We start from the raw sequence: 21,361 nt of genomic DNA on the forward strand, positions 1-21,361 counted from the left end.
TTACCGAAACGATGAAAAATAAGAAATTTTTCCTGATAACATTCGGTATCATTTGCGTTATTCTTTCGTGTTTTCCCGCGATGGCCGAAGACAAAAAGGGGTCCTCTGACCTTGTTTCCGACATGGCCATGCTGATGCTCCAGATCGGTATAGTCCTTTTCGCGGCATGGGGAGGCGGCACCTTATTCAAAAAATTCAAGCTGCCGGAAGTGCTCGGGGAGATAGTATCCGGTATTTTCATAGGGCCATACCTTCTTGGGGCCCTGCCGCTTCCTTCGTTCCCCAACGGGTTGTTCCCCCTCCATCCGGGACTACCGATATCTATCGAGCTGTACAGCCTTTCGGTAATAGCCTCTATCATCCTCCTTTTCCTTGTAGGGGTGGAGACCGATGTCGAAATGCTTTTCCGTTTTTCCGTCACAGGCCTTGTCGTAGGCATCGGCGGCGTTATCATAAGCTTCCTGGCCGGCGCTTTTGGGGGCGCGATCTTCATGAGTTACGTACTTGAAAGGCCTCTGGACCTTTTACAGCCTATACCACTGTTCCTGGGAGTTATCTCGACAGCCACGTCCGTTGGCATTACCGCCAGGGTACTTTCCTCCAACCGGAAGATCGACTCCCCTGAAGGCGTGACCATCCTGTCGGCCGCGGTGATCGACGACGTTCTCGGTATAATAGCCTTCGCCGTGGTCATCGGCATTATCCGTAGCGGACACGTGGTGTGGCGTGACATATCGATAATATCGCTCAAGGCTATAGGGATCTGGTTAGGCTTCACCGTGCTGGGACTGACGTTCTCACGCCAGATCAGTTCCTTCCTGAAAAAATACTTCAGTGACAGGTCCACGATGGCCGTTATGAGTTTTGCCCTCGCACTTCTTCTGGCCGGCATATTCGAAAAATCCGGCCTTGCCATGATAATCGGGGCGTATGTTATGGGCATCTCCCTTTCAAAGACCGATATTTCTTTCGTAATAAGAGAAAATCTTGATGTTTTGAACAAGTTATTCGTACCGCTCTTTTTCTGTGTTATGGGTATGTTGATAGATCTGCGAGAGCTTTTCCACCCCGCTGTCATATATTTTGGTCTTCTCTATACGCTCTTGGCGGTCATCGGCAAGATAGCGGGTTGCAGCATACCATCCCTCTTCTTGAATTTCACCCCGCGTGGGGCCCTCAGAATAGGTGTCGGAATGGTACCCAGGGGCGAGGTGGCCCTTATCATCGCAGGTATAGGACTCGCGTTGGGCTTCATCCCCCACGACGTCTTCAGCCTGGCTATCATCATGACGTTCATAACCACGCTTATAACGCCTCCCGTCCTGGATACACTCTTGCGTTCGGACAAACCCGCCCTCCGGAGATCACAACAGGTCAAAAAAGGGACTGAAACGATAAAATACACTTTGCCTAACCCCGAGACCACGGAACTTATTCTCACCAAGATAGTCGCGGCGTTCGAAAGTGAGGGCTTTTTTGTCCATCGCATCACGATAACAGATACGCTTTACCAGATACGCAAGAACGACATCTTTTTCTCGATGAGGCAATATCCGCATGAACTGGTTTTTGAGTGTTCCGGGGATGATACATATCTCGTCCATACAGTATTTTACGAGGTCATAGCCGAACTCGAGGAGCTCATCAAGAATCTTGAGTCCGTTTCCGACAAGGAAAAGATAGCCCGGGATATCTTCGGCCATACGTCCTCGGGGTCCAGGGAAAAACTGAACCTTTACCAGATCATCAAACCCTTGGCGGTAACAACCACCCTGAGCGGCGAGACAAAGGATGAAATACTGGCGGAGCTGGTGGACCTACTTGTGCGGGCAGGCGAACTTCCGATGGAAAAACGTGATGTGGTCCTCAAGGACCTCCTGGAAAGAGAGGCTACCATGTCCACCGGGATGCAGGACGGCGTGGCTCTTCCACACACAAAGACAATGGCCGTCGACCACCTTATATCCGGCGTAGGCGTAAAAAAAGACGGGGTGGAATTCGACGCCCTTGACAGGAAGCCGGCACAGATATTCGTTATAACGCTCGCGCCGAAAGCGAACCAGGAACCATACCTTCAATTCATGGCCGAAGTGACCAAGGTCTTGATAAATCCGGAAGCCCGGAAAAAGATATTATCATGTTCCACGGATAAAGAACTCTTCACCACACTTACGTCCTCGACTTGATACGTCGCCTTACCCGGATCAGATATAATCAGGCGAACCATACTTGGTAAAAAGACCCTTGTCGCTCGAGATAACCCTTCTCACGGGCATGTGGCTTGGGTGGGCCGCGTTGTGCAGCCATGACCAGGCGTTCTCCGCTTCTTCAGGCTTGAAATACAAGGTCTCGGCCATAACGAATACTGACCCTGAAAGTATCTCACTCATCACTTTTGTCCACGAATGGGCCCCTATGACAGCGATAAGCTCTATATCGCCCATATGTTCCTTTAGGAACCCGAAGACTTCCCATTCCGACTTTAGGTCCGCTCCGTCCATATTCGTGACATCCGCGAAGAGCCTTAACTTCTTTCCCGCCCGTCGAACCGCCTCTTCCATTTCAGGAAGGAACGCTTCTACCTCACTAGGTGCCAACTTACCGGTAACTTCGAACCCGAATACATTGGAGTATCCGCGTTCGACCTTCTTAATTCCCATGGCGTGCCCCTTCCCTGCGGGTTTTCCTACAAACAACCGACCTTATTCATCGCGGTCTTTATCCTGCTAAGTCCTTCTTCTATCTGGGCGCTGTCAAGAGCGTAGCTTAGCCTGATATGTCCCGGCGCGCCGAACCAATCCCCCAGATAAGCGATCACGTTATGTTCATAATAAAGTGTGGTTATGAACTCCCTGGCGTTCTTACACTTGGGTAATATATAGAACGCGCCCTCCGGCTTCCATAGTTCGAATCCCAGGTCGCAGAAACCCTTATAGATCAAGTCCCGGCGCTCACGCCATATCGCCTGTTGCTTGACAATATATTCTTTCGGCGCGGCCATCGCGCAAAGCGCCATATCCTGTCCCACAAGGTTAGTGTTCATGGAAGTGTGGGTTTTCAGCTCTATAACGGCATCAGCTACCTTCTGGTCGCTGCTCCATAGGTATCCGACACGTACACCGCACATGGCGTACGTTTTCGAGAAAGAGTTCACCGTTATCACATGTTCGCCCTGAAGATGATAGTTCTCTCTTTCGTATATAAGGTCCTTATACACTTCGTCGGATATTATATACACACCAAGCTGAGCGGTTATTCTCTCTATTTCCCTCAGGGTCTCTATAAGTTCAACACGGCCCGTGGGATTCGAGGGTGAGTTGATAAGAACAGCCTTACAATCTTTCACCTTCTTCTTGAAATCCTCGATATCTATCCTGCCATCCACGAGGTCGGTATATACCGGTTCCATTCCCGCAAGTTCGATTATCGGCGGATAAGAATAGTAATATGGTCTTGGAAGAAGCACCTTACCTTTCCCCCAAGCCCTGAAGATAAGATCAAGCGCCTCAGACGCCCCGTTGGTGATAACGAAATTCTCCGCGGTGGAATCGGCATACTCCCTGGACAGGGCTTCCCGCAATGGAAGTTCCCCCTGTATAAGTCCGTACCTGAGATCCTTCCTTATGTCAATGCCCTCTATGGCTTCTTTAGGCGGCGGCAGGTCCGGTTGGCCTGAACCGAAACTTATAACTCCATTACCCTGCTTGCCGATAAACACCGATGGGCTTTTAAGATCAAGTTTTTTATCCACGTTTTATCCTTACTTTTTGTTGTATCCTCACCGGATATAAGTTACCGTTCATTTATTGTAATATGCCCACACCCTAAATTCAACAGAAGAAAGACCGCGCTATTTCCGGTCTCATATCAAAGTTCTCTTGACCAGGTCTTTCCACTTGCCGGTCCATCCCTTCTCGTGTCCACACCCCTCCACTACATCCAGTCGCTCGAGCTGCCTGTCCCCGGTCCTGATAACGAATGTTTCCGCCACTTCCTGAGGCACCACGTTATCTTTGTCCCCGGAAAAATGCCGTTGGGGTATATCTGCTACTTTTCCGGCTACATCGATCGGGTTCAGGGATCCCCCTATCTGCCCGACCCTGTGTAGCTTATTGACCGCGACATGGTCGAGGTTCCCTGCGACCGTCACGATGCCAATGACATCCTCCCGTCTTGCCGCGATCAGAACAGCCACGGCACCGCCGCCTGAATAGCCTATTAATTTTACCTCTTTCGCCCCCGATAGGCTCTTCAACTCGTCGACGGCTTCACTCATCGAGGCTATCACCTCTTCCGAGAACCTCTTACCCGTCCAGTAACCGCTATCGTAGTTCTTTCCTCCTACATATTGGCACGGCCTGGCAAGATATGCCAGATTCGGGGAACCATCCGCGATCATCATCTTGAAGACCATAGGTGTCCGCGGGGTAGGGTCCGTTGAGACCGTCCTCCTGTTCTTCCAGGCGCGCCCGTCCCCCTCTATGTATATGACGATAGGAGCGCCTTTTTCGTGCACCCTCGCATACGACAGCAGCGTAAAATACGGCGTATCGATCCTGTGTTCGACAAATCCGTTCTTACCTGCCAGCTCTTTTACCGCGCGTGTCGCGTTCATGGCCGCTCCACAAACGTTGTTCCAGGAGAACAGGAACACGGCCAGAAAAGCGTAAAACATAAAAATGGAGGGCCTCACCAGCCCTCCATTTTCATGTTTCACTTCCGCATACGCTTTAAAAACTGTATTTGACAGTGACTGTACCATTGTGCGAAATATACTCGTCTTTGAGCGCTAGGTCATACCCCAGCTCCACGGTGGTGCTCAGGTATTCCGCCGTCAAGCTCAATCCGACATCATATGTGTTCCTGTCCGGCTTGGACCCGTTGGCCGTGAAAGATGGTCCGCCACCGGCAAATGCCGAATTGACCTCCACCTGTTCTCCCATGTAATCATGTAACCATTTAAAATACACTTCCGGCTTCATGTTGACCTTGTCCCACAGGAATGGATAAGCCGCTTTGAGCCCCAGCCCCTGCTCGAACTTATCGTATTCCTGTCCATCCACATTAAGGTTCAGCGAACCTGCCCCGTCCTCGGTATAATCATCAAGCCTGAGATGCACCCAGCTCAATGATGTGAACGGCGTGAATATAAAACCTTCGTAAGGATAATCGTACCCGATCTCGCCATATACCTGGTATTGCTGGCCATCGTATTCGGCTTCAGCGGTCCTGGATATAGCGCCAAAGTTTATATCCCTTGACCCTTTATACCAGTTCCACCCAAAAAGCCCTACAAGGTCGGCATAGACATTATCGTTGTCGACGAATACCGCGTCCGGGGTGTTATACTGCCCGTATACCAACCCTTGTACGCAGTTTATATCCGTATCGTTCACGTTCTGCTGTTTGGAATCTACCTTTGAATAGGCATACCCAAACCCTACGCCGATGTTCAGGGCTTCGGTCATAAGGCAATCATACCCGACAACAACTCCCATCATCCAGGATTTATACCCGTCTATCCCTTTGCGTTTGTCCTGGTCGGTATAGTTACCGAAACCTTTCGCCCATATGGTATTAGGTTCTTCCGCGCTTCCCGTGGATACGCCAGTCCCGCCGCCGATGCTCGACATGTGGGACACTATGGTCTGCGTCGCCCCTACACCTATATCATAAGTCGCGCTTCTCGCCCCATCGTCCACAGCCGGCATCAGATCGCTATAAGCCGAGTCAACTGCGGTCGCGCTCGTGAGCCCTTGTAGTTCGGACACGACCGTCGCCATATCACCCGTAGCACCAGCTGTATCGATCGACGCAAGCGTCTTGGCTACCGCGGCATCGTTACTTCCCGCAGCGGGGCTGACATAATCCGTAGCGGCCGTTATTACAAGGTTGTCTCCGGCGGCACTGGCCGAGGTAAAGGATAAAATAGTGCTGTTATCCGTAACGGGAATATCCGCCGCGACACCGTTCGTTCCCCCGTCGTTACCATCGACTATCGTAAGAGCCGAGCCTGTCTTCACGTACCCCGTAACGTTCACGCTAACAGTCGTGTTCGTATCTATGGTCGCGTCGCCTGTCACGTCTATATGCCCGTAGGATGTCGCGCTCGCTACGGTAGTTGACAATGTACCCGCGGCGGCCGGGGTCTGATCATATATCCCCCCTACGTCAAGCGTGTTCCCTGCCAGGGCCACATTTTCCGTAAGCGTATCCCCGGTAATGGAGCATCCTGTCCCGTCAACCGTGATGGTCCTGAGTACGGCAGATCCGCCCGTGCCGACACCGCCCGTGATGACGTTGGTCCCGTGAAGCACAAGGTCGGTAGTGGTGTTTGACGCCTGCTGGTTGGCTATATCCCCAGTTATGTCGACACCGCTGGCCAGGTCTATCGTAGTGCTGTTCCAGAGGCCTATAGGCATCCATACATCACCCTGGAAGTATATGGTATGGTTCTGCATAAGGTCTATGGTCGAGCTGTTAATAGCGTTGGTCTCCCCTATCGTTCCCGTGACGGTTATATCGCCCGTAGTATTATAGAACGCTACGGTACAGGTATTCGCCACAGCTGCATCTATACTTTTGCCCGCGTCGTTCCCTACGGTCGTGTTCCCCGCACGGAACACAAGCGCGCCGGTCGCCCCGTCAAATACGTACGCCGCATCGTTCGCGGCCGGGTCCACGGTAGCGCCCACCCCGATATGCGTCGCCGCCACGGCAAATACATCGGCCGGGCATAACACTACACCCAAAGCCAATGACAAGAACAATGATAAAGTTTTTTTACATACCCCGTACATACCCCCTCCTTTTCCCCTTTTACGCTAACGTTATTTGTAAATCATGCAACAAATATACTTAATCCGCGCGGACAAAACAAGGTTAACGTTCTCCTCAGGTCAAACACACGAAAAATAGTTAAATTATAAAAAGCATGGTTTGACGCGCGTCCCCGGACCGTAACATCCGGTCAACAGGCACTTCTGATAAAATGGAACATGAGCTCCTTTATTTCTTCCCGGCTATCTTATCAAAAGCATCGCCACACATTACACGCTGTTATCGCATATGCAAAGAACCCTTGAACGGCCGAAATAACACGCATAGAATATTACGCGCCTTCGGCGCATTTTGAGGACGGATACACCCGCCCTTATGCCCGCCTTGCCATTTCTCATACAAGCAAGATATTGGCCATGTCAAATGTGTCGTGGCCAAGTTCCGCAGCCCAAAAGGCGAGGACTGTTTGAGGCGTAGATACATTTGACATGCAGAACATGAGCTCCTTTATTTCTTCCCGACTATTTTATCAAAAGCATCTACTTTTACGGCAGGCGAGGTAGTGAACGCGATCCCGGTCATCTTTGAAAGTTCGATCGACGCCTTCATCGCCTTGGCGACATCCGCGAAATCGGCCATTATCGCGATATCATGCGCCCCCATGAGCGCGTAGATAGATTCGACCTTGCCGCCGGCTTTCTTAATGGCATTTACGCCCTTTTTGGTACGTGCCGAGCTGATGCCTTTCATGGCATCTATCGAGTATTTCCCCATCATCAAGAATTTGGCCATATCCCACCTCCTTGTTATCGGTAGTTAAAAACCCCTGATATCAACGCGCCAGACCTGGTATCCCGGCGGTTTTATTATAATACCTTTTTCCATGGCTGGGAACATGATAGTGTGATCCCAACCACCAGGTATCATTTCCCTATATCGACCTTCACCTCATGCTCGCGGTGGTCATCTATAAGATGTACACGCGCGTCCCCCGACGCGTCACCGTCCACGGTAAGGCCGCTCACAGCGCCACCCGGTCCTACCCTCTTGAAATGTATATGGTAGACGGTCTCCCTGAACCTGTAATGCACCGTATATCCCGCCCATTCATCGGGAACACACGGTTTAAACGCGAGCGTACAGTCCTCAAGCGTTATCCCCAGGATATGTTCGACCACGAGGCGGTACATCCATCCCGCGGAACCGGTGTACCATGTCCATCCGCCTCTTCCCGCATGGGGGCTCGACGCGTAGACATCCGCGGCGACTACATACGGCTCAACCTTGTAGACAGACATCTTTTTCGCGTCAGATCCGTGATTCACCGGATTTATCATCTGGAAAAGTTCCCAGGCCTTCTTTCGGTCTCCCAACAGGATGAACGCTATCACGACCCATACCGCCGCGTGCGTGTATTGGCCTCCATTCTCCCTTATCCCGGGCAAATATCCTTTTATATACCCCGGGTCCATATCTGAAGTATCGAATGGAGGGGCTAGAAGCTGTATAAGCCCGGCATCTTTGTGGACAAGTTTTCTATACACCTGGTCCATGGCTGTTTCCGCCAGTTTTTTGTCCCCGGCCGCGGATATCACCGACCAGCTCTGGGCTATCGAATCTATACTGCATTCCTCGTTCTTATGCGAACCGAGCGTTTTACCGTCATCAAAGAAAGCGCGCAGATACCATTTCCCGTCCCAGGCCTTCTCGTCTATGCTTTTCGCGATCCGATCCGATTCATGCCGGCATTTCTCCTCAAAGTGGATATCCCCGCGCATACGCGCTATAGCACCGAACTCCTTCACCACATAGAAAAGGAAGAACGCCAACCAGACACTTTCCCCTTTTCCTTCCGCGCCTACGAGATTCATTCCGTCGTTCCAGTCACCGGCGCCCATAAGCGGCAGGCCGTGTTCCCCATACCTGAAAGCCCTACTCAGCGCGCGGACACAATGCTCATATACCGTAGCCTTCTCCTCGGTCCTGGCCGGCCTGTCGTAGTACGCGTCCGTATCCGGATCAAGAGGCCTTCCCTCAAGGAAACTCGTTCTTTCCTCGAGCACGCCGGTATCCCCGGTCGCCTTTACGTACCTGGCTACCGCCAGGGGTAACCATAAAAGATCATCGGAGAAATGCGTCCTAACGCCGGCGCCATAAGGTTCGTGCCACCAGTGCTGGACGTCACCTTCCCTGAACTGTCTCCCCGACGCCCTTACGATCTGCTCCCTCAGCATATAAGGAGCGGAATGAACAAGCGCCATAGCGTCCTGCAACTGGTCCCTGAACCCGAAAGCCCCTCCCGACTGATAGTACCCCGATCTTGCCCACATGCGGCATGCTACCGTCTGGTACAATAGCCAGCTATTCGTCATAACGTTCATCGAAGCTTCGGGAGTATTTACATATACCGCTCCCAGCATATGGTTCCAATAATTCCATACATTGTTCAGGTTCTCACGGGCGGACGCCGTTCCTTTATATCTTTTCACCAGGTCACGCGCCTCGTCCGCGTTCCTGCCCGCGCCTAATATGAATGCCACTTCTTTTTCCTGTCCGTCGGCAAGTTCCAGCTTTGTCTGTATCGCGCCGCACGGATCGAACCCTGCCCCCAGCCTGTTGGAAAGCTTCGTCCTGTGCATAGCCGCGGGGGACCTGTAGTCACCGTTCCTGCCTATGAATTCAGCCCTGTCCCCGGTCGTGGTCTTTACGGATTCACTGACATCCAGGAACGTCGTGTATTGCCCGAAATCCGCGTTGTAGTAGTTCCTCATGAAAAGCGCGCCTGTTTTCGGATCTATCTCGGTCACGACATGCATCTGTGTCTTATCCCTTGCCTCTCCGAGCACTGGTTCGACATAGGAAGTCAGCGACAGTTTCTTTTCCCGCCCCGATACGTTCTTTATTTTGAGAAAGGAATATTTAACGGCGGCGTCAATGGCCACATACACCCACAGCTCCGTCTCAATACCATCTTCCCTATGGGAGAACACCGTGTATCCGCATCCATGCCGCACGGCGTATCCGGTCTGGCCGCGCGCCGGCCCCGGCGACGGGGACCAGAAATTCCCGGCCTCTTCATCCCTTATATACATAGCTTCGCCGCTAATGTCGCTTACCGGGTCGTTGTACCATGGCGTAAGCCTGTATTGGCTGGAATTATCGAACCAGGTATACGCTCCCCCTCTTTCCGACACCACGGTCCCGAAGAACGGGTTCGCTATAACGTTCGCCCACGGTGCCGGCGTGACCATGCCGGGCTTGAGGAATATGACATATTCCCGCCCGTCAGGGGTGAAACCTCCAAGACCGTTGAAGAACACCAGCTCTACGAACGGGGAGAACTCTTCCCCTTCCCGTTTTGCGGGGCGCTTCCTGGTCGGGATGAGCCTCGGCACCTTGAGGTCGGAACGGCTCCTCCTGTCGATCTGTTCCGCCAGGGTTCCCATCGTGTCGGATATTATTATGCGTGCCAGCGTCTGGAACAGTATCTTATCCACTTCTGATATCTGCTCCGACTGTCTTATGAAAACACCTCCGGGCCTGTCCAGGAAATGCGCTTCCATTCCCGCGGTCACCATGCCCATTATCTTGTTCTGCAGGTCCTGACGATAACTTGAATGGTCTTCGTTCCATATGACAAGATCGACCTCAAGTCCCTTCATACGCCAGTATATATGTGCTTTCAGCATCTGGCGGACAAGATCTATGTTCGCCGGGTCCGATATCCTTACAAGAACGATCGGCAGGTCACCGGATATACTGTATCCCCACAGCCCGGACTGTTCACGCCTGTTCTTCATTATCACACTTGCCCCGGCACGCCTCAGGTAACTTGGGTATACGACAGAATTCGCCAACCGTCCGAAAAGTTGGGCGTCGGTCTCGTCGGCGTTAGCCTGCTGCAGAACTACCTGCGCGTGTGTCCACGCCAGGTCGAACACGCGTCCCGCAAGATGCCTATCCCTGTATTTATCCACGAACTCAAGGGCTTTTTCCCTGGTATCCGCCATGCCGGTGACAAAGTCGACCACGACCGTCTCTTCGGGATCGATCACGACCCGGCAGCGTATTGATGTTATCGGGTCAAGTACCGGGCCTTCCGTGCCCGACAGGTCGTTAGAAGTCCTCATTGCCTCGGCATCATACAGGCTGCCGCCTCTTCCCACGAATTTTGCCCGGTCGGTCTCATACGAAGCGTTGCCTTTCTGCGGGCCATGCACCGCGGCAAGATGGAATAGATATGGCTCGGGATCCGGCGCGGAACGTTTCCTGCGTGAACATAGTATGGCCTGTTTTTCCCTTATTATCTCTGTACTCACGAATAGCTTGCTGAAAGCGGGATGCGCGGCGTCAGCCTCGGGATAGGCCATAACGACCTCAGAATAACTCGTCAGTTCTATGACTTTTTTCTCCTTAGAATTATTGACTATGTTCATCCTGCGTATCTCTATATCGTCTTCCGGCGATACCGCCATCTGCATATGCGTTTCTATATCCCCGTCCCTGCGCCGGAATTCAGCTTTACCTCGGGAGAATATCGCTTCGTAGTGCTCCGGCATCTTCAACGCCGGTTGATATCCTACAGACCATACTTCTCCTGTATACGAGTCCTTCATGTAGCAGAAAGACCCCGCGGCGTCCCTCGTTACGTCCGGCTGCCAACGGGTCACCGCAAGTCCGTTCCACCTGGAATATCCACTGCCAGAATTCGTTATCATGACGTTATAATTCCCGTTGGAAAGAAGATGGACCTCGGGCACAGGGGTATGCGGCGTATTGAATGTCCTGAAAACAGCCTCCTGGCTGATCTGTTCCCTTAATAACATGCCCATGGGTTCGTTAAAGTGCAGGTGGAACGGCGTAGCTTTCGGCACGCGTTCATGCAAAAGCACTTCCGCTGCCTGGAATGCCGGGTCCGAAAGGAACCTTCTCTGCATCCTCTTATCGAGGAGAACGTACGCCATTGAAAGAAAGCTCATCCCCTGATGATGCGCCATGAAGGATCTAACTATCATGGGACCTTGATACCCATGCGGCAGTCGTGACGTAGTATAATCCACCGCTTCATAAAAACCGTATTTACCCATTACACCTTCGTTCCGGAGCCGCATCAGGTTTGAGCACGCGCTGTCGGGCTTGACCATAAGAGCCAGCATGGACGCGTAAGGCGCTATTACGAGATCATCCCCGAGCCCTCTTTTGAATCCCAGGTCAGGCACACCGAAGGCCCTGTACTGGTAGCTCATGTGCGCGTCCGTAGCGTTATATCCGGATTCGGATATCCCCCACGGCACGCCCTTACGTGAAGTGTACCGGATCTGTTTATTGACCACCGTCCTGTAGGTGTGATCCAATATGGTATCCGCGTATGTGGGCATAAAAAGAAGCGGCATCAGGTATTCGAACATGGACCCGCTCCAGGAAAGCAGTACCGGTCCTATCCCGCGTATAGTGGTGAAAAGCCTTCCCAGCGTGAACCAGTGTTCCTGGGGGATACGTCCAAGCGCGATACCCACAAAACTCGCCAGACGCGCCTCGGACGCGAGAAGGTCATAACAACTCGGGTCACGGCGGCGTTCCGTAACATTGTACCCCACGGATAAGAGCTTATAGGCGCCATCATAAAGGAACTCGAACTCCATGTCGGCCAGTTCACCACATTCAAGCGAAAGCCTTTCGAGTTCCGTTATCCTTTCACTGGCACGAGTGGCACCTTCCTCCACGGCGGACAAAAATCCGTCGATCCACTCACATATGATCTCTTTTTTCTTACCGGTCCCTATATTAGCGCGTTCCACGACCTGTCTTATGCCCTTAACATCTATTCTTGCCAGGTCCGTCAGGCTCCGCATCCCATCTAATTTCTCCATCTCACTGCGAATGTTCCGCACAAGCTCGTTCTCATCATATACCCCCCCGGCATATATCTCCACAGGCACTTCCAGCTTAAGCCATGGCATCAGACCATCTATTTCCCTTATCCAGTCAAAACATTGTCTTTCAAGCGCGCCGGCCCACCATTTCACCTCGCCGCTCTTATCCGCCCACGTCGCTTCGGATATTTCGGAGGCCAACTTTCCGATATCCTCCAACGCGCTCCTTATATCCTTGAACGTATCAGCTGGCGCGGAGCAGGTTTCTTTTATGCCCCTAAGCTTGTCGCCGAGTTCCACGGGAAGGCCCTCCACGGCCTTCATCTCGGACGCGAGCACGAAAGCCGTATTTTCGACGCCCTTCAATATCCCGTCCGGGACAGCCTCCGCCGTCTGGAGCCCCAAAAGGCCCTGTTTAAGGACAAGTAACGCGCCGGCAAGGTTCCCGCTGTCGACCGATGATATATACAAAGGCTGCAATGTCCTCAGCGTCTGCGTATCATACCAGTTGTAAAAATTGCCCCTGAAACGCTCGAGTTTTTTCATTGTCTCCAGAGTGTTCTCGGTCCTCTCAAGGAAACCCGCGCAAGAAATATACCGGAAGTCATACGCGGATAGGTTTGAAAGAAGGGCCATGCCCATATTGGTCGGGGAAGTCCTGCGCGCCGTGATCTTGAGCGGCTCTTCCTGATGGTTATCCGCCGGCAGCCAATTGCTCTCGGCGTTGACGAACTGTTCAAAATACCGCCAGGTCCTGCGCGCCGCTTCCCGCAGGAAAGCGTCCTGTGACGGTCTCAGCTTTATCTTGCGCGGCGGCCTTATCTGACTTAACCACCAGGCTATCGCCGGAGATATCATCCATAACACCAATAGGGGCGCGGCCACCACAAGTATAGCGGGTCTCAGGTGGACGAGACAGGTCGCGGCCACCACCGCGAGGACCGGCCCGGTCCACATCGAAGCGTAAAACCCGGCGAACCTTGTATGCGCGAGCCGCTTCATGTCGCTAGAGGTCACCCATTCCAGTGTTTTTCGGCGAGTCACGAACATGCGTATAAGGGCGCGCGCGATAGCGTCCACGTTCAGGAACGCCTCAAAAGGCAAAGTGGTGATCATGAATACCGCCTGCACGAGCCTTTTTACGGCACTGTGTACCTGGCTTTTTAAATGAGCTCCCAGAGGGGCTTTCGGCGGTTTTTTAAAAAGTTCCACGGCCGACACTGCCAGCTGCGGCACAAGTATCATAGCGAAAACGAACATGGTCCAGAACACGGCGTTATCCTGGATGACCCATCCTATAAAAAGAAGCAGCGTCATGGCGACGGGGACCAGCGAACGCCAGAGGTTATCGAATATTTTCCATTTTGAAAGGAGTGATATGGGGTTCCTTATCCAGCTTCCGCCCATACAAGGCGCCATGGGCAAAAGCCAGTAGATTATCTGCCAGTCCCCGCGTACCCACCGGTGTTTTCTATTCGCGTCCACGATGTAACTGGAAGGATATTCTTCAAAGAACTGTATATCACTCACAAGTCCCGACCTCGCGTAACACCCCTCCAGGAGATCGTGGCTAAGTATGAGATCATCGGGGAACCGTCCATCCATCGTTCTTGTGAACATATCCACGTCATACAGGCCCTTGCCGATAAAAGACCCCTCGCCGAAAACATCCTGGTAGACGTCCGATACGGCCTGGGTATAGGGATCTATACCGGGGTCCCCGCTGAAAAGCCGGGCGAACCACGAGCGGCGGGCTCCGGCCATGCTCACTCCCACCCTGGGCTGTAATATCCCGTATCCCTCGGAAACTATACCCCGTTTCTCGTCATAGACCGGCCTGTTGAGCGGATGCGCTATTGTAGCTACAAGTTCCCGTGCCGCCTCCAGCGGCATATGTGTATCCGTGTCGAGAGTTATAACATATTTAACGTCCTGCAGGGGAGAGATATCTCCCACTACCAGCATGCCTTCGTTCGCGGGCCTCTTGCCCCTGAGAAGTAAATTAAGTTCGGAAAGCTTCCCCCTCTTCCTCTCATAGGACATCCAGACGTTCTGCCGGGGGTTCCAAGTCCTGGGCCGGTGGAACAAAAAGAACCTGTCGACGCCACCGGTGGAATGGCTGCTGTTAAGTTCCATTATTCCCATAGTGATGTACTCGAGGAGCTCTCCGTCCCCGGGCATGTCCTGGGACGGCGCGTCCGGGAAATCCGTCAGGAGACCGAAGAACAGGTTATCATCCCTGTTAGCCAGGTACCGCACCTCGAGATCCTCGATCAGGTGATCTATGCCTTGTTTACTGCGCAGCATCGTGGGAACAACAGTAAGCGTACGGGCCGAAGCGGGTATACCCCTGGTAAAATCCATACGTGCCAGGACTCTCGGCGCCACCATCAAGGTCATAAGCCAGTTCGTTATGGATATCGCGAACCGGCTCGAACAGAGCACAAGGACCGCTCCCAGTAACCACATGCTTCGCACGCCTAAACCATGTATATATCCGAAGCTCAATCCCGTTATGACCGCGGCAGCGATGAACAAGGCTATGGTACACAGGTAGAAAAAGAGCGGGAACTTCCTGCCAAGCTTTGATACAAGTTCCCCTAACCTCAAACGCAGCCTCACCGCCCTCTGCATAAAAGGCAGCCCTTTGTCTATAAGGAAATACCCTACATGCGCGGCCCTGTCATCACTCCCTGTCTCAGAGGCCTTCTCACGAGCAAGCGTTACCGCCCGCCGCGCCACTTCTTCTTCCGAAAGCCCGGTCCTCCTGGCGAGGTTCTCTACAACATGACGATAGCGGTCACGTGTGGCGAAATCCATGGAAGCATAAAACCCGTTCGGGTCAGCCGAGAGCGTACGTTCCACCACACTCAGCGCGGTCACGAAATCACGCCAGTCTATGGCCCCGAGCGTCCTGAGACTGTTTATGGTGTTCGATATGGACACCTGGTCCGCGGCCTGCTGTTGGCTATCAAGATGTACAAGGCGTTCTATACGTTTCCCCTGTTCCATGAGCCGCTGCTCAAGCCATGATATAGGCAACGCCAGCGCGGAGCTCTGTCCTTGGAGACGACGCGTGAACTCGGCCACGAAAGCGGGCGTGAACGGCGGGTCCGATCGCGCCATATCGGCCATCTCGAGAATAAGCGCGTTGGGCTCCTTTTCAGCCACCACTATCATCTTCTCTGCCCAGGAAGTAGCTATATCCCGTTCCCTACGGCGCGCTTCCACGCGAAGCGCCACACGCCTGAGGTTCTCTACAAGCGCGAGCCGTATCATGATAGGTACGGCCCACAGTTCACCAAGCTTGAGCGATATGACATTCTGGTATGACGCGACGAAAACGGAAAGGCTTTCCTCATCCACACGTCCGTCACCATGCGATATGAGGTTATACGCTATTTCATATACCCGGGGATACCCGGCGAACGGTCCCTTGATAAGACGCGGAAGTTCCCGGCTGTAGGTCTTTGGGAAATGCTGATGTATGGTCCTTATCTGTTCACGTATCAGGTAGAAATTATCTAGAAGCCATTCTCCCGCCGGCGATATGCTCCTGTCACCGTAAACGGCCTCCATCAAGAGCTTGTGTGTCCTGATAAGGACCTTTTCGTTCTCCGCGAGACGTTCGTGCAGCTTTACTTTGCCCCGCATGACCTTAACTTCTTTGCCCCTGTTCCTGGCCAACGCTTTGGCGTGGTATTGAAGTTGTTCCAGGCTGCAGAGTTCCGAACGGAGGGGTTCTTCTTCCCCGGCCCGCTTGACCAGGTTAGCGGTCAGCAGTATCCTGGCCTTACGGCGAAGGCTTATCATGGTCTTAAATATATATTTCCTTATCTTATCCAAGCCAGGCCCTCATCTGTACCTCGTTATTATTTATGTGCTAAGTATTATTCCTCTACTATACTATTACATTATATTGATTATGTAAAACAAAAATAGCAGGCGGCGGCCCGGTCCTCCCCTTTTCAGCGTTACCATCGCTCCAAAAGCTGTCCTCTTGGCCATATATACGCGTTTTGTGGTAAAATAGCATATCATGAGAATAGGTTATCCCTGCATAAACAGGCGTATAGGCTGTACCGCTAACCATACTTTTCGCCTGGCGTCATACAGCAGATCGCGCCTTATCGATACCATATCAAAGAACCTGGCATGCCTCGGGAACATACTCAGGTTCAATGTCGATAACGGACTTCTCTTTTTCAGGATAAGTTCCGACCTGGTGCCGTTCGCTTCCCACCCCCTATGCCGTTTCGACTGGGCGGGGCATTTTGAAAAGGACCTTCGCGGCATTGGGTCGTTCATCAAGGAACACGGTATACGCATCTCTATGCATCCCGACCAGTTCGTGCTTATAAATTCTACTTCTCCGGACATAGTGGAACGTAGCATAGCCGAGCTCGACTATCACGCGAAGGTGCTCGATACTATGGGGCTGGGTCCGGACGCGAAGGTACAGATACACGCGGGCGGGGTCTATGGCGACAAGGACGCGGCCATTGAAAGGTTCGTCGCGAGCTACAAAGAACTGAGCGCCGGCCTCAAAGAACGGCTCGTCGTAGAGAACGATGACAGGTTATACTCGCTTGGGGATTGCCTGCGAATAAGCAAGAGGACCGGCATCCCGGTCCTCTTCGATTCTTTCCATCATGAATGCCTTAATAACGGCGAAGAAATGCGTGAAGCCGTACTGAAAGCGCGAAATACATGGGGCAAAAAGGACGGATGCCTTATGATAGATTATTCCCAACAGGAAAAAAAGAAACGCCTCGGTTCACACGCGGAAAGTATTGATATCCGGCGATTCCGCGCCTTCCTGAACGTCATTTCCGGCATAAAAGCCGACATAATGCTCGAGATAAAAGATAAGGAAAAAAGCGCGTTAAAAGCGGTAAAAGAGCTTTCTTCCCTACCGGCATAAGGTCCATCTTTCGATGTTACGCCGCTATGGCAAAGAGTCTTCTGGCCTCATTAAGCTGGCGTATCATGTCGTCGTTCAACAGCCCGCAGGCCTTTGCCAGGGAATCTACCAGTATCTTTATGTTCTCTATGGCCATCTCCACCACTATCATACCCTGGAACGCCAGGGCATCTTCACCTTCTACCCTGTAATAGTAGCACTGCCGCGCCATACTGGCCTGTATGGCCGCGGGATCTTCGGAAATAATGATCTTGCGATCGTACCCCCTGATATCCTTATTAAGTTCTTCTATCATGCGCCGCTGGTCCGGCGTCACGGCTACGACACCTATTTTAATGCCGGCTTTCGCCAGTTTCGGAAGGAGTATACCCAGTCCGTTATCAAAGGTTATCTTCTCTGAAAAGATCAGTCCGGCCTCCTTGCCTGACCTTATGGCTTCCGGCCCGAGCAGGCCGTTCTCTCCCAGCGCGGCCATAAGGCCGGCGTGGGTAATACCGTTGGATCCGTACTCCGATGGGACCGCCTCAAACGGCACAGAAAGCCTTTCTGCCATTCCCGCGTTCCGGCCGTTATGGCCGTTGACCCTGGAAGGATTGCCGATAAGCCCCATTTTCTCAAGAGCCCACCTTGCGCATCCGGCGATATCACCATCTCCCTCGTTCCTTTGTGGCCTTTCCATTATCTTTCTCAAACCTCGCACTGCGGGATCTTCCTCAATACCGGGCACATTGGCCACATAGTCGAATATGTAGCTGAGGGACTCAGCCGCCGCGTCCCTCACCGATACTGACTCCCCCTCATCCATGAGTATGGTCAGGAGTGGAGCTATCGCTTCTCTCATGCGCAGCCTGCCCGCCGCGAATATCGCCACAAGGCGCCGGTCTTCTGAGTTCGAAAAAAGATCGCCATCGCCCCTCAACTCCTCGTTCATTATGATATCCCGCACAACATCCATATCGCGACGCGCGTATATGTTCACCAGATATCGTTTATATATCACGTTGGCGAACGCTTTTTCCGAAGCGGCTTCCAGCAAGGCTACCCTGTAACTTATCGAGTTGGCGCTTCTTGCCATCAGGTTCTTTGCCGCCTCGACCACCTCGATATCCTCCGCGATGAGCAGCCTTTCCTTTTCCTTCCTGAGGTCATCCGCTATCTTATACACGAGTTCCGAGATGTCGGCCGTGTACCCTGAATCCTCGAGCATCATCAGTACAATATGGTTAAGAACACGCGCGCTCCGGGTTATCTGTCCCTGAATATGTTTCCTGAAATGTTCATTGTTCGCCAGCACATACTCCAACCCGTCGACCTTGTCATGGAACCCTTCCTCCTTGGACGTAAGTATCCCGCCGCCGTTCTGCAACTCTCCCCGGAAATAAGCTATCCCGGCATCCCTGAGAGCGCTTTCCAGACCAAGACTTACCGAGTTATTCGCCCCCTCGACTATGATACTGCACTTCAAGGCCTTTATCTGTTCCACATCGGTAAAAACGTTCGCGACCGCTGCCGGTATGATAACATCCGTATCTTCATACAGCACCCTGTTAACGTCCATCCCTATAACGTTGGATGGTATGACGCCATTCACCCTGAGGACATTTAATACGTGCTCCTCCCGCGGCAGGTCGATACTGCGGGACCTCAGCATACCCTCGAGTTCGGTTTTGACCAATGCGACGTCTTCCGGCATCCCGGCCGTGAACGCCTTGTCGATATAGGTCAAAAGGGCCGAAGGCGCCAGCCATACCTTATCCATATTTTTTATATCAACAAGATCGAATATATTTATCCTGTCGGGGTCTTCGGCCGTCTCGACAGCGTCACGTAAAGCCCTCAGTTGTTCCTTAGAAATGCCTTTTTCGCTGTATACCGCGCAATTAACGTTGTTGATCCCCCTGTAGACCACTTTATCCTGGTAAGCCCTGGCTACCCTGTTCCTGTCAAAAGAAGCGATAATACCGCTTCCCACATCGCCCATTCCCTGTATGGTCACGGCTATTCTTTTACTGGGGTCGAATTTCCTTTTTATCAAACCGCTTTGCATCAACTTCTTGTTACGTATTACCGTCAGAAGACCGTTGACCACCCCCAAACTCGTAACATACCATTTCATATGGCTGAAACTGCCCTTTTCCTCACTGGCGCTGGTGGTAGCCCTGAACGGGTCAAGCTTGAACTCGTTTTCCGTGGTACCCTCGTTCCAGGACCTCGCGATCTCATCCGCCGTGTCCAATATCACGCCCATTTTGTGGTCCACCCTCCTCATCCTGTCCGGTCCGGACAGGAACACATACCCCATCAGCCTGGCGACCACCATGGCGCGCGTAAAATCCGCGAAAACCTTATCTTCGTCGTTATTCTCCCCTTCATAAGTAGTATCCGGACTCACCCGGCGCTTCTGATCGAGCCTGTCCCCGCCCTTGGCCATAACAAGTCCCTTGTCGAAAAGCTCAGCGTTACCGTAAACCGTACTTACGGACCTGAACGAGGTTCTTTCGGCGGCGTGGATACCTTTTCTTCCGTCGAGGTATACCTGCCATAACGGGTTCTTGGACGACATGGCCTCCGCGAGACGTACGCCTTCATAAAGCATGCCGTCGACTATCTTCTTATCGGTGATCTCCCCCTGTGCCGTAAAATACAACCTTAGCGGCTTTGTCCCGGGATAATCCATAAGTACGGCCCCGTCGAACGCTATTACCACGGGTATCTCGTGCTCATATATAAAAGGCAGGAACGCGGTAGTCCCCCTTACGTATGTCTTCAAGGTCTTAACATCCATCTTCGAGCCTTCAGGCAAAAGCTCCGTGAACTCACCTATCCATCCTTCAAAGTTCCGTGCCCGTTCTTCCAGAGTGCTCCACGCGGCCGCTTCTTCTACCCCGATGTGCCCGGCTATCCCACGACCCTCTTCCACCCTTCCTGCATCTATCATCTGCCAGTAGAGCAGTTCACCCGCGAAAGCTTTTGTCCAGTTCTCAGTGGAAAAGGCCAGTGTCGTCATCAGCATCCTTATTTCAGCCATGCTCAGGTCAAGCGTGCCTTCTCTTATCCCTTGGGTCATGCGCTGGAACTTCTCGTGCAGGACAAGAAAATCCTCGCCGGACCTTGTATCTACCTGTCCGATATGCTCGATCATACCATCCACCCCGGAAAACACCCTGACCGCCCTGTCGTTAGTCCGCATCAGTTCCACTATAGCTTCACGGTCGGAGCCCGGCCTGCCCGGCATGACATCCAGGCTTCTTATTCTTTCCCTCACCCCGTCCAATTCCGGCTGGGCACATAATATGGTTGGAAAACCCTTATTCCGGTCCCTTCTTGTCGAAAAAAGCAACCTGAAGTCTTTACGCGTACCCGCTTCTTCCACATAAACGGGTATCGAGAATATATGCGGCGCGATCTGCTCTATGCTTTCGACCTCGTTAAAACACGTCGTCACCTTGATCTCTTTGTCCTCATGCTCCCGGAACGTTATCTTGTTCCGGGCAAGGCGTTCTCTTTTTTCCACAGCTTTACGCAGGACCTCAAGATCGGTAACGTCATCTATGTCCTCTACCCGGTCCAGTTCTTCCAGATCTCGCTGGAGTCCCATCTCGGCCAAAGCCAGATATCGTCGTCCGGCATCGTCCTCGCCGATCGCATTGAACACAAGTGACGGGGCCAGGTCGATGTATGTTCTGTAATGAGCGGTCGTGTTGGCTACTTCGGAATAAGAGATATTACTTACAAGAAAACAAGATAGGGTTAGGAGCGATATGATCTTCCTCATTGACTCTCC

The 21,361-nt window shown here is 52.5% G+C and carries 9 protein-coding genes; 2 read left to right on the forward strand and 7 right to left on the reverse strand.

What is annotated here, in order from left to right; translation table 11 throughout:
- Positions 1-11: 11 nt before the first annotated feature.
- Positions 12-2,186 (forward strand): cation:proton antiporter, encoded by a 2,175-nt coding sequence (locus PHH49_02860; GenBank protein ID MDD5487890.1) that lies wholly within the window; start codon positions 12-14, stop codon positions 2,184-2,186.
- A gap of 18 nt (positions 2,187-2,204) precedes the next feature.
- Here PHH49_02860 and PHH49_02865 read toward each other — a convergent pair whose 3' ends face one another.
- The 6 genes from PHH49_02865 to PHH49_02890 all read right to left on the reverse strand — a co-directional run bounded on the left by PHH49_02865 (position 2,205) and on the right by PHH49_02890 (position 16,466).
- Positions 2,205-2,660 (reverse strand): STAS/SEC14 domain-containing protein, encoded by a 456-nt coding sequence (locus tag PHH49_02865; protein ID MDD5487891.1) that lies wholly within the window; start codon positions 2,658-2,660, stop codon positions 2,205-2,207.
- 26 nt (positions 2,661-2,686) lie between these two features.
- Positions 2,687-3,751 carry a pyridoxal phosphate-dependent aminotransferase gene (locus tag PHH49_02870; GenBank protein MDD5487892.1) on the reverse strand — a complete coding sequence of 355 codons (1,065 nt, stop codon included), beginning with the start codon at positions 3,749-3,751 and terminating at the stop codon, positions 2,687-2,689.
- Between the two features lie 111 nt (positions 3,752-3,862).
- A complete protein-coding gene (locus PHH49_02875; protein ID MDD5487893.1) occupies positions 3,863-4,675 on the reverse strand; it encodes an alpha/beta hydrolase in 813 nt (270 codons plus the stop codon).
- A gap of 55 nt (positions 4,676-4,730) precedes the next feature.
- Positions 4,731-6,800, reverse strand: coding sequence for an autotransporter domain-containing protein (locus PHH49_02880; protein MDD5487894.1), 2,070 nt, complete (start codon positions 6,798-6,800; stop codon positions 4,731-4,733).
- 487 nt (positions 6,801-7,287) lie between these two features.
- Positions 7,288-7,572 (reverse strand): GYD domain-containing protein, encoded by a 285-nt coding sequence (locus PHH49_02885; GenBank protein MDD5487895.1) that lies wholly within the window; start codon positions 7,570-7,572, stop codon positions 7,288-7,290.
- 131 nt (positions 7,573-7,703) lie between these two features.
- Complete coding sequence (locus tag PHH49_02890) at positions 7,704-16,466, reverse strand: glucoamylase family protein (protein MDD5487896.1); 8,763 nt, start codon at positions 16,464-16,466, stop codon at positions 7,704-7,706.
- A 226-nt stretch (positions 16,467-16,692) separates the two neighbouring features.
- Here PHH49_02890 and uvsE point away from each other — a divergent pair, with 226 nt between their 5' ends.
- Positions 16,693-17,577: a UV DNA damage repair endonuclease UvsE gene (uvsE, locus tag PHH49_02895; GenBank protein MDD5487897.1), complete on the forward strand. Its 885-nt coding sequence runs from the start codon at positions 16,693-16,695 to the stop codon at positions 17,575-17,577.
- A gap of 16 nt (positions 17,578-17,593) precedes the next feature.
- Here uvsE and PHH49_02900 read toward each other — a convergent pair whose 3' ends face one another.
- The gene (locus PHH49_02900; protein ID MDD5487898.1) at positions 17,594-21,352 is read right to left on the reverse strand and encodes a hypothetical protein; all 3,759 of its coding nucleotides are present in this window, start codon (positions 21,350-21,352) and stop codon (positions 17,594-17,596) included.
- Between the last annotated feature and the right edge of the window lie 9 nt (positions 21,353-21,361).

Source organism: Candidatus Omnitrophota bacterium (assembly GCA_028715965.1).
Lineage (GTDB): Bacteria > Omnitrophota > Gorgyraeia > Tantalellales > Tantalellaceae > JAQUQS01.

Bases quoted from the DNA above. Each gene is read 5' to 3' on its own strand.
- uvsE (MDD5487897.1), top strand. From the start codon at position 16,693: ATGAGAATAGGTTATCCCTGCATAAACAGGCGTATAGGCTGTACCGCT.
- PHH49_02880 (MDD5487894.1), bottom strand. From the start codon at position 6,800: ATGTACGGGGTATGTAAAAAAACTTTATCATTGTTCTTGTCATTGGCT.
- PHH49_02875 (MDD5487893.1), bottom strand. From the start codon at position 4,675: ATGTTTTACGCTTTTCTGGCCGTGTTCCTGTTCTCCTGGAACAACGTT.
- PHH49_02865 (MDD5487891.1), bottom strand. From the start codon at position 2,660: ATGGGAATTAAGAAGGTCGAACGCGGATACTCCAATGTATTCGGGTTC.
- PHH49_02900 (MDD5487898.1), bottom strand. From the start codon at position 21,352: ATGAGGAAGATCATATCGCTCCTAACCCTATCTTGTTTTCTTGTAAGT.
- PHH49_02885 (MDD5487895.1), bottom strand. From the start codon at position 7,572: ATGGCCAAATTCTTGATGATGGGGAAATACTCGATAGATGCCATGAAA.
- PHH49_02890 (MDD5487896.1), bottom strand. From the start codon at position 16,466: ATGATAAGCCTTCGCCGTAAGGCCAGGATACTGCTGACCGCTAACCTG.
- PHH49_02860 (MDD5487890.1), top strand. From the start codon at position 12: ATGAAAAATAAGAAATTTTTCCTGATAACATTCGGTATCATTTGCGTT.